The sequence below is a fragment of the Variovorax sp. AC103 genome (assembly GCF_979254005.1).
In genome coordinates this window covers 166,597-180,171 of record NZ_CEEDFC010000009.1, presented here as the reverse complement: position 1 = coordinate 180,171, position 13,575 = coordinate 166,597, and the positions used below count along the sequence as shown (strand labels likewise).

Sequence of the window (13,575 nt, the reverse complement as noted above, 5' to 3'; positions counted from 1 at the left end):
ATGGATACATCCCGCGATGGCTGAAGCCCGATACAAGCAACTGGTCGACGAGTTCGCGGCCGAGATCCGCAGCGGGCGCCTGCCGCCGGGCACCCGCCTGCCCACGCACCGGCGGCTGGCCGGGCACTACGGCCTGGCGCTGGCCACGGCCTCGCGCGTCTATGCGGAGCTGGAGGCCATGGGCCTGGTCAGCGGCGAGGTCGGCCGCGGCACCTTCGTTCGCGAGACCGCGCTGCCCCCGGGCCAAGGCATCGACCAGCAGGCGGTGGCGGCGGGCCTGGTGGACCTGAACTTCAACTACCCGTCGCTGCCGGGGCAGGCCGACCTGCTGCGCGCTGCCTTGCGGCAACTCGCCGCCGGTGGCGAGCTGGAGTCGATGCTGCGCTACGCGCCCCATGGCGGGCGCATGCACGAGCGGGCCTGCGTCGCCCGGCACCTGGTGTCGCGCGGGTTGGTCGTGCCGCCGTCGCGGGTGCTGCTGGTGGACGGCGCGCAGCACGGCCTGGCGGTGACGGTGATGGCGCTGCTGAAACCGGGCGACGTGGTGGCGGTCGACGCCCTGACCTACCCGGGCTTCAAGGCGCTCGCCGAGGCGCATCGCCTGGAACTGGCACCTGTTCCCGCGTCGGGGCAGGGGCCCGACCTCGACGCGCTGGAGCGCCTGTGCGCGAAGCGCCGCGTCAAGGCCGTCTACACCATGCCGACCCTGCACAACCCGCTGGGCTGGGTGATGAGCGAGAGCCGCCGTCGCCGGCTCGTGGCCATCGCGCGGCGGCACGGGTTGCTGGTCATCGAAGACGCGGCCTATGCCTTCCTGGCCGACGATCCGAAGAAGATGCCGCCCGTGCCGCTGGCCACGCTGGCACCGGAGACCACGGTGTATGTCTCGGGCCTGTCGAAGAGCGTGGCGACCGGCCTGCGCGTGGGGTTCGTGGTGGTGCCCGAGGCGTGGGTGTCGAAGCTCGAACGCGCGATCCGGGCCACGACCTGGTGCACCCCGGGCGTGACGACCGCCATTGCCTGCGCGTGGCTGGACGACGGCACGGTCGGACGGCTCGAATCGCAGAAGCGGCAAGACGCCGCCCTGCGGCAGGCGATTGCCACCGAGGCGCTGGCGGGCCTCAGGTGCGTGCGCCACCCGGCGTCGTACTTCGTGTGGCTGCCCTTGCCGGAAGACACGCGCGCCGACCGGGTCGCGGCGGCGCTGGTGCGCGAAGGAGTGTCGGTGTCGACGGCCGAGCCCTTCGCCACGTCGGCGCACGTGAACCGCGCCTCGTCGAGCCAGCGAAACACGCCCGCCGACAGCAGCGTGATCACCCCGACGGCGATGAAGGTGTAGCGAAACGCCAGCGCGGTGGAGGCCAGTTCGCCCGACAGCAGCCCGACCAGGCCGCCGCCGATGGTGGCGCCCAGCGCAATCGCCAGCATCTGCACCATCGAGAACAGGCTGTTGCCGCTGCTGGCATCCGCCTTGCCGAGCCCCTTGAGCGTGACGCTGTTCATGGCGGCGAACTGCATGGAGTTCGCGCCGCCGAAGACAGCGAGCTGCACCACCTGTGCCCACAACGGCCATTCGGGCGAGATCAGGCAGAACGACACGATCGAGCCCCCCACGATCAGCGTGTTGCCGAGCAGGAAGCTGTCGTAGCCGAAGCGGTTGACCAGCCCGCTGATCCACGACTTCGTGACGATGCCGGCCAGCGCGGCGGGAATCATCATCAGGCCCGAATGCAAGGGGCTGTAGCCCAGCTGCAGTTGCAGGAACAGGGGAAGCAGGAAAGGCACCGCGCTGCTGCCGATGCGCGCCACCAGGTTGCCCAGCAGGCCGACGCCGAAGTTGGGCTCGCGAAAAAGGCCCAGCCGGAACAAGGGCGCCCTGCGCCTGCGCGCGTGCGGCAGGTAGGCCAGCGCCGAGACGGCGCTGAGCGCGAACAGCCCGGCCGACCAGGCGCCGCGGTGCGTGGTGGTGGGCACATCGATGGCCAGCGAGAACGCCACCATGCACAGCGACAGCAGGCCGAAGCCGACAAAGTCGAAGCGCGGCGCGTCTTCCAGCCGGCCCACGGGCACGAAGCGCCGCACCGCCCAGAGCCCCACCAGCCCGATCGGCACGTTGATCAAGAAAATCCAGTGCCAGCTGGCGGACTGCACCAGCCAGCCGCCCAGCGTGGGCCCGAGCAGCGGGCCGAGCTGCCCCGCCACGCTGACGGTGGCGAGCGCCGCGATGTAGCCCTCGGCCGACACGCTGCGGAGAATGGCCAGCCGTCCGATGGGCAGCAGCATCGCGCCGCCCAGCCCCTGCAGCACGCGCGCGGCGCCAAGCTGCGTCAGGGACTGCGCGCCAGCGCACCACACCGATCCCAGTACGAACAGCAGGATCGACACGAGGTAGGTGGCGCGCATGCCGAAGCGGTCGGCGAGCCAGCCCGAGGCCGGCGTCAGCATGGCCATGGTCAGCGTGTAGGCCACCACGACCGGCTGCATCGCCAGCGGGCTTTCATGCAGGCTGCTGGCCATCGACGGCAATGCGGTGTTGACGACCGTGGTGTCGAGCGACTGCATGAAGAAGCCCCCCGCGACGATCCACAACAAGGCCTTGCGGGCGGCTTTCTCTTCCAACGGTCTGGCTTGCTGCAACTCGATTCCACAGAACGCGGCGCGGGCGCCGCAGGGTGAGGAGTATCCCGAGTTCGGGGTACCCGACGCTGCCGGTGGGGCGCAGGCGAGCGCAAACCTGCGCAGGCTGCCGGCGACAACGTTCAAAGCACAGGCATTCCGTTCAAGATTTACCGCGCCCGTTCGACCAGAGTACCGGTGTCGGCGAGGCAATCCTGCATTCGCCGCCGAGCAACGCGACCCATGGAAAGAAGCATGTCCCACATCCACACGAAAACATCGACAGGTGCCTCGCGGCGGAGCATTCTGGCGAGTGCGGCAGGCATCGTGACGGTTTCCGCCCTTGGCACCTCGACCCTGGCTGCCGCGCAGAAGCTTTCAGCGCCAGCCGCAACCCATCCCGACCACACCAAAGGATCCACCATGAGCTTTGTTACCACCAAGGACGGCACGAACATCTTCTACAAGGACTGGGGCCCGCGCACCGCGCAGCCCATCGTCTTTCACCACGGCTGGCCGCTGAGCGGCGACGACTGGGACACCCAGATGCTGTACTTCCTGGGCAAGGGCTTCCGCGTGATCGCGCACGACCGGCGCGGCCACGGCCGTTCCTCGCAGACGTCGGGCGGCCACGAGATGGACACCTACGCCGCCGACGTCGCCGCGTTGACCGACGCGCTGGACCTGAAGGGCGCCGTGCACATCGGCCATTCGACCGGCGGCGGCGAGGTGGCGCGCTACGTGGCGCGCGCCAAGCCGGGCCGCGTGGCCAAGGCGGTGCTGGTGAGCGCCGTGCCGCCCATCATGGTGAAGACGCCGGCCAACCCCGGCGGCCTGCCCATGGAGGTGTTCGACGGCATCAGGTCCGCGCTCGCGGCCAACCGCGCGCAGTTCTACATCGACCTGCCGACCGGCCCGTTCTACGGCTTCAACCGCCCGGGCGCGAAGATCTCGCAGGGCCTGATCGACCGCTGGTGGCTGCAGGGGATGATGGGCGCGGCCAATGCGCACTACGAGTGCATCAAGGCGTTCTCCGAAACCGACTTCACCGAAGACCTGAAGAAGATCGACGTGCCGGTGCTCGTGATGCACGGCACCGACGACCAGGTCGTGCCCTACGCGGACTCGGGCCCGTTGTCGGCCAAGCTGCTCAAGCACGGCACGCTCAAGAGCTACGACGGATTTCCCCACGGCATGCTGTCGACGCAGGCAGACGTGATCAACCCGGACCTGCTGGCGTTCGTGAAGGGCTGAGGCCGAGTTCCTGGATCCGGTCATCGACGATGCCGGATCCTCCCGCGCTTCAGCGCCTCAGCGCGTACGCTGCTTCGCCACGAACTCCGGCGTCACCGTGCCCTGCTTGTTGCCGAACTGCGCGATGACGTAGTTGGCGAGCGCCGCCACTTCGGTGTCGGTGTAGGCCTTGCCGAATGCGGGCATGTACACCTCGTTGTCGTGCACGCGCATGTTCACGCCCTGCAGGATCATCTGCGTCACGTTGGCGCCGCCCGGGTCGTTCACGCCGCGCGTGCCCAGCAGCGACGCGAAATTGGTCTGCTGGCCTTGCCCGTTCCACTGGTGGCAGCTGGCGCATGCCGCCGCAAACAGCCGCAACCCCTGCTCGTGCCCTTCGGCCGTGTTGGCCGCAGGCGCCGCCGCGCTGGCCGCCACGGCCCAGGGCGCCTTGGCGTCGATCTCGATCGGGTCCTTGCCCGGCTTGGCCGGCACCGTGCGCAGGTAGCTCACGAGCGCCGCGGTGTCCTGCGGCTTCAGGTGCTGCAGGCTGTGCTCCACCGCCTCGCCCATCGGGCCCGAGGCCGAGCCGCGGCCGTCCGCATGCCCGGTCGTGAGGTAGCTGGCGATGTCGGCGTCGCTCCAGGCGCCGATGCCGTTCTTCGCGTCCGACGTGATGTTGTAGGCGCGCCAGCCCTGGATCGATTCGCCCGCGAGGTTGTTGCTCGTCTCCAGCGCGAAGGCCAGGTTGCGCGGCGTGTGGCACTCCGCGCAATGGCCAAGCGCCGTGGCCAGGTACTTGCCCTGGTTCCACGCGAGCGGCTTGGCCGGGTCGGGCTCGAAACGGCTGCTCTTGAAGAAGGCCGCGTTCCAGAAACCCATGGCCCAGCGCTGGTTGAACGGAAAGCCCAAGTCGGCCTCCTTGTTCGGCTGGTTCACCTGCGGCAGGCTGAAGAGGTAGGCCTTGATGGCGAGCACGTCGTTGCGGCTGAGCGCCGTGTACGAGGTGTACGGGAACGCCGGGTACAGGCGCTTGCCGTCCGCGCGCACGCCGTCGTGCACCGCGCGCACGAACTGCTCGTCGCTCCAGCCGCCGATGCCCGTGGCCGGGTCGGCGGTGATGTTCGACGAATAGATCGTGCCGAAAGGCAGCACGAAGGGCACGCCGCCCGCAAAGGGCTGCCCCTTGCCGGCCACCGTGTGGCACGCGATGCAGTCGGCGGCCTTGGTGAGGTACTCGCCGCGCACCAGCAGCGCCGCATCGCTCGGCGCGCCGGCCAGCACCGGCGCCTCGCCCTCGGACTTGTCGGTGCGGTTCAGAAAGAAATACAGCCCCGCGGCCACGACGACCAGCACCACCAGCACCTTGAAGAACCGCTTCATGCCGCGCTCCTTTCGCCCTGCGCTTCATGGGCTGAAGGCCCGCCATCGGCGACCTTCTTCTTCAGCGCCTCCTTGTCCTGCGCCAGCAGCGCGCGGTTCACGGGCAATGCGCGCAAGCGCACGCCGGTGGCCGCGAAGATCGCGTTGGCCAGCGCCGGTGCGGCGATGGCGGTGCCGACCTCGCCCAGCCCGCCGGGGGCTTCGCCGCTCTTGACGGTGTGCACCTCGACCGGCGGCGATTCGTTGATGCGCAGCATCCGGTAGTCGTGGAAGTTGCTCTGCTCGATGGCGCCGCCCTGCAGCGTGATCTCGCTGAACAGCGCCGCGCTCAGCCCGAACAGCAGGCCGCCCTGGATCTGCGCCTCGATGGAGCTGGCGTTCACGGCAATGCCGCAGTCCAGCGCGACCACTGCGCGCCGCAGGCGCACTTCGCCCTGCGGCGAAACTTCCACTTCGATCATTGCGCACACGCGGCTGCCGAACGGGTCGCCCACGGCCACGCCGCGCCCGACGCGGCCTTCGTTTCCTTCGCGGCCCGTGCGCGCAGGCAGCGCGCCCTTGCCCCAGCCGATCTTTTCCGCGGCCAGGTCGAGCACCGCGAGCGTGCGCGGGTTCTTCTTCAGCAGGGCGCGCCGGTAGGCCACCGGGTCCTTCTTGGCGCGCTGCGCCAGTTCGTCGATGAAGCTCTCCATCACGAAAAGGTTGTGCGTGGGCCCCACGCCCCGCCACCAGCCGACGTTCAGGCCCGCCGGCATGTCGTGCCGCACCCATTCGACCTTGAGGTTGGGCAGGTCGTAGCAGGGCTCGGCCACGCATTCGATCAGGTCGCCGTCCATGCCGTCCTTGCCCATGAAGGCAGGCGCCCAGCGGCCCAGCACCGTGCCGCCCGCGATGCGGTCGCCGAACCACAGGATGTCGCCGTCGCCGTCGACCACCGCCGAGATGTCGTCGTGGTACATCGGGCGCACGATGTCGTGGCGAATGTCTTCCTCGCGCGTCCACACCACCTTGAGCGGGTAGGGCACCTGCCTGGCGAAGGCCACGGCCTGCTCGACCGAATCGGTTTCCAGCCGCCGCCCGAAACCGCCGCCCAGGTACTGGTTGTGCACCACCACCTTGTCTTCGGCCAGCCCGGTGATCTTGGCCGCCACGCTCACGCAGCGCGCCGGCACCTGCGTGCCCACCCAGATCTCGCACGCGTCGGGCCGCACATGCACCGTGGTGTTGAGCGGCTCCATGGTCGCGTGGGCCAGCATCGGCAGGTCGTAGGTCGCCTGCACCAGCGTGCCCTCGGGCCGCTTGCCGGTTTCCTTGCCGACGATGGCCTTGCCCTTGGCCAGTGCGTCGGTCAGCGCCGAGCGCAACTGCTGCGTGGTGAGCGCGGCGTTCTGCCCCGGCGTCCACGTGAGCTTCAACGCGTCGAGGCCGCGCTTGGCGGCCCAGAAATGCTCGCCCACCACCGCGACCGCGTCCTTGATGCGAATGACGGCTACCACGCCCGGAATCGCGCGCGCCGCCTTGTCGTCCACCGAGGCCAGCACGCCGCCCAGCGTGGGGCAGGCCTTGACCGTGGCCACCTTCATGCCCGGCACGCGCACGTCGAGGCCGAACTGCGTCTTGCCGTTGACCTTGTCGGCGGAGTCGACACGGCGCAGCGGCTGGCCGATGAGCTTGAAGTCCTTCGGCTCCTTCAGCGCGACCTTGCCCGGCATCGGCAGCTTGGCGGCGGCACCGGCGAGCGCGCCGAAGCCGAGCTGCCGGTTCGAGTCCGCATGGCTTACCACGCCGCGCGCCACGGTGCAGCTCGCCGGGTCGACCTTCCATTGCGCGGCGGCGGCGGCCACCAGCAGCGTGCGCGCCACGGCGCCTGCCTCGCGCAGCACGGCGTAGGTGCCGCGCGTGCTGGTCGAGCCGCCGGTGATCTGGCCGCCCAGCAGCGGCATGCCGTAGAGCGCCTCGTTCGGCGGCGAATGCTCCACGCGTACCTGGTCGAGCTCCACGCCGAGCTCCTCGGCCAGCAGCATCGCCGAGCCGGTGTAGATGGCCTGGCCCATCTCGACCATCGGCATCACGAGCCGCACGCCGCCGTCGGCGTCGATGCGGATGAAGGCGTTCGGTGCGAAGGCCGGGTTGCCGTCCGCCAGCGCGGCGGCCGCGTCGGCGGGTTGCTGCCGGGCGCTGATGGCCGCGAAGGCCTTGCTGCCCCCGACCCAGGTGAAGGCGAGCGCCAGGCCGCCGGCCTGCAGCGCGGCGCGCCGGCTGATGCCTGCGGCGCTCACGATGTGCTCCTGGCGGGCATGGCCACGACCGACTGCAGCACCTCGGGCTTGCCGGTGGCGGCCTGCTTGATGGCCGCCCGGATGCGCGAGTAGGTGCAGCATCGACAGACGTTGCCCGACATGGCCATGTCGATGTCGGCGTCGCTCGGGTTGGGCGTGCGCTGGATCAGCGCGGCGGCGGACATGATCTGGCCCGACTGGCAGTAACCGCACTGCACCACGTCGACCTCGAGCCAGGCTTTCTGGATGCTCTGGCCGGCCGGCGTCTGGGCGATGGCCTCGATGGTGGTGATGGCCTTCTTGCCGATGCTGCCGACCGGCAGCACGCACGAGCGCACGGGCTGGCCGTCGAGGTGCACGGTGCAGGCGCCGCACTGGGCGATGCCGCAGCCGAACTTGGTGCCGGTCAGGCCGACGATGTCGCGCAATGCCCAGAGCAAGGGCATGTCGTCGGGGGCGTTGACGGCAACGGACTGGCCGTTGATGTTGAGATCGATCATGGGCCCTGCCTTCTTTTTGAAATTCGCCGTGGGGAGCGGCACCGAACCATAGCGCGACTTCGGGATTTTTGCTTGGGCCCAAGGCCGGCTGCGAATGGCTGCCGGACTTGGCGCAAGTGCTGCGCGAGAAGGGGGGTCGACGAGGCGGGCACCGGGCTTGGGTGCTTACCCTTGTCCGGACATCGGCGCCCTCAACTTGCGCGCCCGGTTGCCGATATACGGACAGTCATGCCCGATTCGAGTTCCCCCCGCCCTTCCCCGCTCCTGGCCATCCTGCCGAGGCAGAACATCCTCCAGGACGATGGTCTGCACGTGCTCGTGTCGACCAAGGAGGTAGAAGGCGCGCGCAGCGACGGCATGCTGCTGCGGCGATGTGCCTTCTCCCTTTCGGCGCCATTCGGATACGTGTGCCTCGGCCATTTCAGGAAGCTCTCTGACAATTGCTGGCAGGCCTCGCTCGGGACAGGGGTCCTGCTCGACGAAGGAGCTGTCCGGCCCGACCGGCTCCATGCCACGGAGCTCGACGCCCTGGTCAACCTTTGGACGAGCCGGCGACAGCTGACCCTCGCAGGTGCCCTTTGAGAAGGCTGCCTGGCGACAACCTCAGCTTCCCTCGGAAACCTCGATCGGCTGCCCGATCAACGCTTCGAACTCCGCGTCGCTGCAGCGGCTGAGTTCCGCCGCGTTCGCGCTCACGTAATAAGAAAGAACGCCCTTCGGCCCGCGATCGGCGGTGAAGCCGATCTGGGCGATCGGGCCGCACGACGCGCCGTGTTGCGAGCTCGTGTGCAGCGCGCCCGCGAAGGCGCGAACAATGTCCGGCAGGCCGCCCGACCGGGTCAGGCCGGCGTCGAGCGCGTCTTCCGCGCCCGCCAGCTGATCGCTGTCTGCAAGCGCCAGCGGCCAATTGACCAGGATCGGCGACTCGATCTTCTGCGGCGCGTCGCCGGCTCGCTCGGTGAGCGAGAACGCCCACGGCAGCGGCACGGCCGGCGCCTGCGCGAAGCGCGCGCACATCAGGATGGTGTCCAGAAGGCTGGCGTCCGGAGCGCTCGCGGCGCGGGCGTCCTTGAGAAGCTCGTCGGTCCGGCCAAGAACGAGCGCGCGCGCGGCGGGGCCGTCCTGCGCCGCGGCGGCGCTCAGCGCGTTCAGGGCCGCCCGCACGGCCAGCACGCCGCCCGTGCCCGTGGCCCAGCTGCGCCCGATCATCTGGAGCTTGCGGCGATGGAAGGGCAGCGTGGTCCGGTGGCCCGTGCCGGCGATGTCGATGGACAGGTCGTCGGGGCCGTCGTGGTGCTGCACCCCGGGCGTGTTCCCCTCGAAGGTGAATCTCGTGTCGGCGACGGCCAGGCTCAAGCCCGGCAATGCAAGGACAGCGCAAAAAGTCATCGGTGCTCCGCAGGTGGGTGGGGCGGCGAGGATAGCGCGACCCCGCACGCTTGCGCTGCCTGTCCCATGCTCGAATGACCGTGACCCTCTGAACGAGGCTCGCCCCCTGATGGGCGACTACGGCTGCTGCAGCTTCGTCGTGATGCCGTACAGCACCAGCATGCCCAGCACGTGCCCGATGGCGACGCCCGGTTCCCCGGACTCGATCCGCGCGATGGTCTGCACGTGCACGCCCAGGCGGGCGGCCGCCGCGGCCTGCCCCTCGCCCGCGCCGATTCGGCCCGCCTTGGCGGCGGCGCCCATGTCCTTGATCGCCCGAAGGGCGTCCTCGCTGATGTCTGCGGAAACTCGCTTGCCCTGTGCCATGGACTGCGCAGGCTCAGGCGATCATCGATTCGAGATCGAAAGCCAGCTCGCGCGGTGCCGGCATCTCCTGGACGACCGCTTCCGACAGGCCGATGGCGTCGGCCGAGAGGGCCGGCCACACGTGCCGCGCATCGCCGATCACGAGCCCTTCGCGCTCCAGCGCAACGCGCCACACCGCCAGATGCAGCACATTGGCGAGCGGGTCTTGCTGTTCGCACGCCATCGGGTCGGCAAAGCCGGCCAGGGCGCTGGTGAAGTCGGAGGCAAATTCCCAGCGTGCGGCCAGCCGGGCGCTGACGTCGCCGTAGTGGTAGCCCCACTGCTGCTTTTCCACTTCGAGGCGGCCCATGGCGTCGAAGGGGTGGGCTGCATTGAGCACGGCCATCTGCTCCTTCATGGCGCCGGCCATGATCAGGTGGCCGATGGCGTGCATGCTGCCGACGGTGAATGCGAGGCTCTGGTCGACGCGCCGGGTCTTGCCGGCGAGGTAGCGCGCCACCGACGCCACGCGCAGGCTGTGCGACCAGAACGCCGGCAGGTTCACGCCGTCGACCTTGCGGAAGGTGCCCGTGAGGCCCGAACTCACCACCAGGGAGCGGATCGAGGAGAAACCCAGCATCTGGATGGCGTCCTGGATGGACGAGATCTTCCGCCGAAGCCCGAAATAGGGGGAGTTGACCTGGCGCAGGACCCTGGCGGTCAGCACCTGGTCGAGCTCGAGCCTGCGAGCCACCGCGCTGACCGCGGCGTCCTCGTCGCGCAGGATCTCGATGAGATCGAACACCACCTTCGGTACCGTGGGCAGCAGATGGCTATCGGCAAACAGGTCGTCCAGCGTCATTGCGATCTTGGAATGAGTTTTCTCGAAGCCCGGGATTTTGCTGCAATCGAAAGATTTCAGGTGCATGAAAGCCGCCTTTTTTTTAGGCACCGTGGCGCAGCGGTTGAATTGGACGCCGCCCGCACAGCCCCTTCGTTCAGCGCTTCTGCCCCGACGCGGACAGGCCCTTCGGCGTCACACGCATCACGGTGGCCTGACCTGCATACACGTGGTGCCCGCGCCGGTACAGCACCGGCGGCAGGTCGGCCTCGATGAGCCCCGCGCTGCGCAGCACTTCGCACATCTGGATTTCCTCCTGGTCGTCGATCAGCAGCGGTAATTGCGCGCAGCACAGGCGGCTGAGCATTCGCATGGGCATTCGGCCTCCTGCGTCCCCGCAAGGGTTTTCCTCCAAAGCAGAGGTGACTTGTTCCCACGCTAGCGCCAAATCGTTGCCGGCACCGTTCGCCAGCGCACCGACGCCCCCCCAAAACAAAATGGCAGTACTTTGTGCGCTAACGTACAGACGCGAGTGGATGCGCCGCAGAATCATGTGAACTTTGGAAGCCGCTCCCTGCCATGGCACTGCCTTCGTCTTCGTCTTCGTTGCCTGCGGCTGCCGCGCGCAACAGCCTGCTGGATGTCATCCCCGCCGAGGTGATGGCCCGGATGAAACCGCTGCTCGAACTGGTGCCGCTGCGTCTGGGAGAAGTGCTTTACGAGTCCGGCGTGGTGCAGCAGTACGTGTTTTTTCCGACCGACGCCATCGTTTCGCTGCTGTATGTGCTGGAAAACGGGCAATCGGCTGAAATTGCCGTGGTGGGCTTCGAGGGCATGGTGGGGGTTTCGCTCCTGATGGGCGGGGGCAGCACGCCCAACCGGGCGGTGGTGCAAAGCGCGGGCAATGCCTACCGGGTGAGCGCGACCCATATCAAGGAACTGACCGAAAAAGGCGGGCCTTTGCTTCACCTGCTGCTGCGCTACACCCAGTCGCTCATCACGCAGATGTCGCAGACGGCGGTGTGCAACCGGCACCATTCGCTGGAGCAGCAGCTGTGCCGATGGCTGCTGTTGAGCCTGGACCGCCTGCCCGGCAACGAACTGGTGATGACGCAGGAGCTCATCGCCAACATGCTCGGCGTGCGGCGCGAAGGCGTGACCGAAGCGGCGGGCAAGCTGCAGCGCCTGAACCTGATCAAGTACGCGCGCGGCCACATCACCGTGCTCGACCGGCCGGGGCTTGAACGCCAGGTGTGCGAGTGCTACGAAGTCGTCAAGCGCGAAACGGACCGTCTGCTGCCGGACCGGCTCGCCAGCTGAGCCTGCGCGCCCGGGTTCCCCGCATTCCACTCGGTACGCAGGCGCACAGATGACGACACTCCGGCGGGCAACAATGCGGATGCCGACGTGTTCATGCGACGGCGCTTGCGCTCTTTCCTCTTTTCAACAGGCGGTTCCGTGACTCCAGACCCCGCCGCCCCGGTGCTCAACCGGCTGCTCGAAGCGCTGCCGCCCGCAGACCGGGATCGCCTGCTCGCCCGGTGCGACAACGTGCAGCTGGGGGCGGCGCAGGTTCTGTACGAACCGGGCGACCCGATCCTGCACATTCACTTTCCCACCAGCGCCTTTGTCTCGCTCGTGTCGGTGGCCGACGGCCACGACGGCCTGCAGACCGGCATGGTCGGCAACGACGGTGCCCTGGGCTACGAGCTGTCGCTGGACGCCCAGCGCGCGCCGCTGCGCACGCTGGTGCAGGGCGCGGGCCTGGCATGGCGGCTGACGGCGCAATCGTTCGAGGAGGAACTGCTGGAGAGCGCCACCTTGAAACGCGTGCTCAATCGCTATGTGTGCGTGCTGCTGGCCGAGTTCGGCCGCCTGGGCCTGTGCCACCAGTTCCACCAGATCGAGGAGCGCCTCGCGCGCTGGCTGCTCACCACGCAGGACTGTGCGCATTCGGCGCGCCTGACGCTCACGCACGAGCTGCTTGGGCGCATGCTGGGCGTGCGGCGGGTGGGCATCACCAACGCGGCCACGGCGCTGCACACGCGCAGCCTGATCGACTACCGCCGCGGCGTCATCACCATCACCGACCGCCAGGGGCTGGAGAGCGCGGCCTGCGATTGCTACCGGGCGAACCGGCGCAGCTACACGGACCTGCTCTCCCGAGGCTAGGGCGCATGCCGGGGGCTCGTCGCTCGCCGGCTGCTCATGCCGGGCTGCGCATGTCGTGCTCGCGCAGCATCACGGGCTCCATCGCGCCCTGCGCCAGCCGGCGCCGCACGGCCGACTCGATCTCATCGACGTGCTGCCCGAAGGTTGCCAGCGAATCGGCGCTCTCGGCGGTGCGAAAGTGGTAGCGCAGCACCTCCCTGCCGATGCTGGCGCTCACGGCCTGGCCGCCTTCCACGGTCACCGAGAAACGGACCGTGCCGGAGGCGTCATGAAAGTAGGGGGCGTCGGACATCTTGGAGATCTTTCTGGAGGCAGGGTGGCGCGCAGACATCGGCGCAGGCCGCTGCCTCGTGCACTGTCGCATGCATGAGGCCCGGCGTCTGTGCGGTACCGTTCCGAGCTTCACCTGGCGCGGCCGCGAGCGATTCGCCCGACCCTGCGGCCGTCCTGGTCACGCCCGTCTCCAGCCGGTGCTGTCGTGCGCGCTCGGCGCACAGTGCCTGGTGCAGCAGGTCGAGGTCCGAGGCGCAATCCGTCACCAGTTGCTGCAGTCGCTGCGCGCCTCGGGCCGATGCGTCCGCCGCCCCGGCCCGCGCGCCCGAACGCAGCCGGGCGGTCAATGCTTGCAGCAGGTCGGTCCAGTTCTCGAGGTCGTCGTGCGCTGCGGGGACGGGTTGCGCCTCGCCGGGCGGGGACGCGACCGTGAGCGGTTGGGGAAGGCCGGGACGGACGAGGTAGATCATGGGGAGTACAGCGGTGGGTGCACTGCGAAAGATGACTCCAGCTTGTAGGCGCGCGCGCGCCCGGCGTCTGTGCG

General features: G+C 68.9%; 14 protein-coding genes and 1 pseudogene. 5 read left to right on the top strand and 10 right to left on the bottom strand.

The window, feature by feature from the left end:
• Positions 1 to 16: 16 nt before the first annotated feature.
• A complete protein-coding gene (locus tag AC0IYU_RS15425; protein ID WP_472118368.1) occupies positions 17 to 1,339 on the top strand; it encodes an aminotransferase-like domain-containing protein in 1,323 nt (440 codons plus the stop codon).
• On the opposite strand, the pseudogene mdtD reads toward AC0IYU_RS15425, so the two are convergent.
• A pseudogene (gene mdtD / locus AC0IYU_RS15420) lies at positions 1,270 to 2,619 on the bottom strand (multidrug transporter subunit MdtD); the annotation flags it as partial. The gene AC0IYU_RS15425 and the pseudogene mdtD overlap by 70 nt on opposite strands.
• Positions 2,620 to 3,039: 420 nt before the next feature.
• On the opposite strand from mdtD, the gene AC0IYU_RS15415 reads away from it, so the two are divergent.
• Positions 3,040 to 3,870 carry an alpha/beta fold hydrolase gene (locus AC0IYU_RS15415; protein WP_472118365.1) on the top strand — a complete coding sequence of 277 codons (831 nt, stop codon included), beginning with the start codon at positions 3,040 to 3,042 and terminating at the stop codon, positions 3,868 to 3,870.
• Between the two features lie 57 nt (positions 3,871 to 3,927).
• On the opposite strand, the gene AC0IYU_RS15410 is transcribed toward AC0IYU_RS15415, so the two are convergent.
• From AC0IYU_RS15410 to AC0IYU_RS15400, 3 genes are read right to left on the bottom strand one after another with little or no spacing between them, the layout of a single operon-like run.
• On the bottom strand, positions 3,928 to 5,232 hold the full coding sequence (locus tag AC0IYU_RS15410) for a c-type cytochrome (RefSeq protein WP_472118362.1): 1,305 nt from the start codon (positions 5,230 to 5,232) through the stop codon (positions 3,928 to 3,930).
• Entirely contained in the window at positions 5,229 to 7,514 is a 2,286-nt protein-coding gene (locus tag AC0IYU_RS15405; protein WP_472118569.1) for a xanthine dehydrogenase family protein molybdopterin-binding subunit, read from the bottom strand. Before AC0IYU_RS15405 ends, AC0IYU_RS15410 begins: the two co-directional genes overlap by 4 nt.
• The gene (locus AC0IYU_RS15400; RefSeq protein WP_472118359.1) at positions 7,508 to 8,011 is read right to left on the bottom strand and encodes a (2Fe-2S)-binding protein; all 504 of its coding nucleotides are present in this window, start codon (positions 8,009 to 8,011) and stop codon (positions 7,508 to 7,510) included. Before AC0IYU_RS15400 ends, AC0IYU_RS15405 begins: the two co-directional genes overlap by 7 nt.
• 228 nt (positions 8,012 to 8,239) lie before the next feature.
• Here AC0IYU_RS15400 and AC0IYU_RS15395 point away from each other — a divergent pair, with 228 nt between their 5' ends.
• Complete coding sequence (locus AC0IYU_RS15395; RefSeq protein WP_472118356.1) at positions 8,240 to 8,593, top strand: hypothetical protein; 354 nt, start codon at positions 8,240 to 8,242, stop codon at positions 8,591 to 8,593.
• 21 nt (positions 8,594 to 8,614) lie between these two features.
• On the opposite strand, the gene AC0IYU_RS15390 is transcribed toward AC0IYU_RS15395, so the two are convergent.
• The 4 genes from AC0IYU_RS15390 to AC0IYU_RS15375 all read right to left on the bottom strand — a co-directional run bounded on the left by AC0IYU_RS15390 (position 8,615) and on the right by AC0IYU_RS15375 (position 10,959).
• Positions 8,615 to 9,367 carry a hypothetical protein gene (locus tag AC0IYU_RS15390; protein WP_472118353.1) on the bottom strand — a complete coding sequence of 251 codons (753 nt, stop codon included), beginning with the start codon at positions 9,365 to 9,367 and terminating at the stop codon, positions 8,615 to 8,617.
• 150 nt (positions 9,368 to 9,517) lie between these two features.
• A complete protein-coding gene (locus tag AC0IYU_RS15385) occupies positions 9,518 to 9,766 on the bottom strand; it encodes a helix-turn-helix domain-containing protein (RefSeq protein WP_472118351.1) in 249 nt (82 codons plus the stop codon).
• A 13-nt stretch (positions 9,767 to 9,779) separates the two neighbouring features.
• Positions 9,780 to 10,673: an HDOD domain-containing protein gene (locus AC0IYU_RS15380; RefSeq protein WP_472118349.1), complete on the bottom strand. Its 894-nt coding sequence runs from the start codon at positions 10,671 to 10,673 to the stop codon at positions 9,780 to 9,782.
• Positions 10,674 to 10,743: 70 nt separating this feature from the next.
• Positions 10,744 to 10,959 carry a hypothetical protein gene (locus tag AC0IYU_RS15375; protein WP_435440178.1) on the bottom strand — a complete coding sequence of 72 codons (216 nt, stop codon included), beginning with the start codon at positions 10,957 to 10,959 and terminating at the stop codon, positions 10,744 to 10,746.
• A gap of 206 nt (positions 10,960 to 11,165) precedes the next feature.
• Between AC0IYU_RS15375 and AC0IYU_RS15370 the strand changes: the two genes are divergently transcribed.
• On the top strand, positions 11,166 to 11,906 hold the full coding sequence (locus AC0IYU_RS15370; RefSeq protein ID WP_472118346.1) for a Crp/Fnr family transcriptional regulator: 741 nt from the start codon (positions 11,166 to 11,168) through the stop codon (positions 11,904 to 11,906).
• 138 nt (positions 11,907 to 12,044) lie between these two features.
• A complete protein-coding gene (locus AC0IYU_RS15365; protein WP_472118343.1) occupies positions 12,045 to 12,758 on the top strand; it encodes a Crp/Fnr family transcriptional regulator in 714 nt (237 codons plus the stop codon).
• 34 nt (positions 12,759 to 12,792) lie between these two features.
• Here AC0IYU_RS15365 and AC0IYU_RS15360 read toward each other — a convergent pair whose 3' ends face one another.
• Positions 12,793 to 13,050: a DUF1488 family protein gene (locus AC0IYU_RS15360; RefSeq protein WP_472118340.1), complete on the bottom strand. Its 258-nt coding sequence runs from the start codon at positions 13,048 to 13,050 to the stop codon at positions 12,793 to 12,795.
• A complete protein-coding gene (locus tag AC0IYU_RS15355; protein ID WP_472118337.1) occupies positions 13,025 to 13,501 on the bottom strand; it encodes a hypothetical protein in 477 nt (158 codons plus the stop codon). The genes AC0IYU_RS15360 and AC0IYU_RS15355 overlap by 26 nt, the downstream gene beginning before the upstream one ends.
• Positions 13,502 to 13,575 lie beyond the last annotated feature (74 nt).

Excerpts from the sequence above, each read along its gene's own strand:
- AC0IYU_RS15370 (WP_472118346.1), top strand. The coding sequence starts at position 11,166 with ATGGCACTGCCTTCGTCTTCGTCTTCGTTGCCTGCGGCTGCCGCGCGC.
- AC0IYU_RS15415 (WP_472118365.1), top strand. The coding sequence starts at position 3,040 with ATGAGCTTTGTTACCACCAAGGACGGCACGAACATCTTCTACAAGGAC.
- AC0IYU_RS15425 (WP_472118368.1), top strand. The coding sequence starts at position 17 with ATGGCTGAAGCCCGATACAAGCAACTGGTCGACGAGTTCGCGGCCGAG.
- AC0IYU_RS15385 (WP_472118351.1), bottom strand. The coding sequence starts at position 9,766 with ATGGCACAGGGCAAGCGAGTTTCCGCAGACATCAGCGAGGACGCCCTT.
- AC0IYU_RS15400 (WP_472118359.1), bottom strand. The coding sequence starts at position 8,011 with ATGATCGATCTCAACATCAACGGCCAGTCCGTTGCCGTCAACGCCCCC.
- AC0IYU_RS15410 (WP_472118362.1), bottom strand. The coding sequence starts at position 5,232 with ATGAAGCGGTTCTTCAAGGTGCTGGTGGTGCTGGTCGTCGTGGCCGCG.
- AC0IYU_RS15380 (WP_472118349.1), bottom strand. The coding sequence starts at position 10,673 with ATGCACCTGAAATCTTTCGATTGCAGCAAAATCCCGGGCTTCGAGAAA.
- AC0IYU_RS15395 (WP_472118356.1), top strand. The coding sequence starts at position 8,240 with ATGCCCGATTCGAGTTCCCCCCGCCCTTCCCCGCTCCTGGCCATCCTG.
- AC0IYU_RS15355 (WP_472118337.1), bottom strand. The coding sequence starts at position 13,501 with ATGATCTACCTCGTCCGTCCCGGCCTTCCCCAACCGCTCACGGTCGCG.
- AC0IYU_RS15360 (WP_472118340.1), bottom strand. The coding sequence starts at position 13,050 with ATGTCCGACGCCCCCTACTTTCATGACGCCTCCGGCACGGTCCGTTTC.
- AC0IYU_RS15375 (WP_435440178.1), bottom strand. The coding sequence starts at position 10,959 with ATGCGAATGCTCAGCCGCCTGTGCTGCGCGCAATTACCGCTGCTGATC.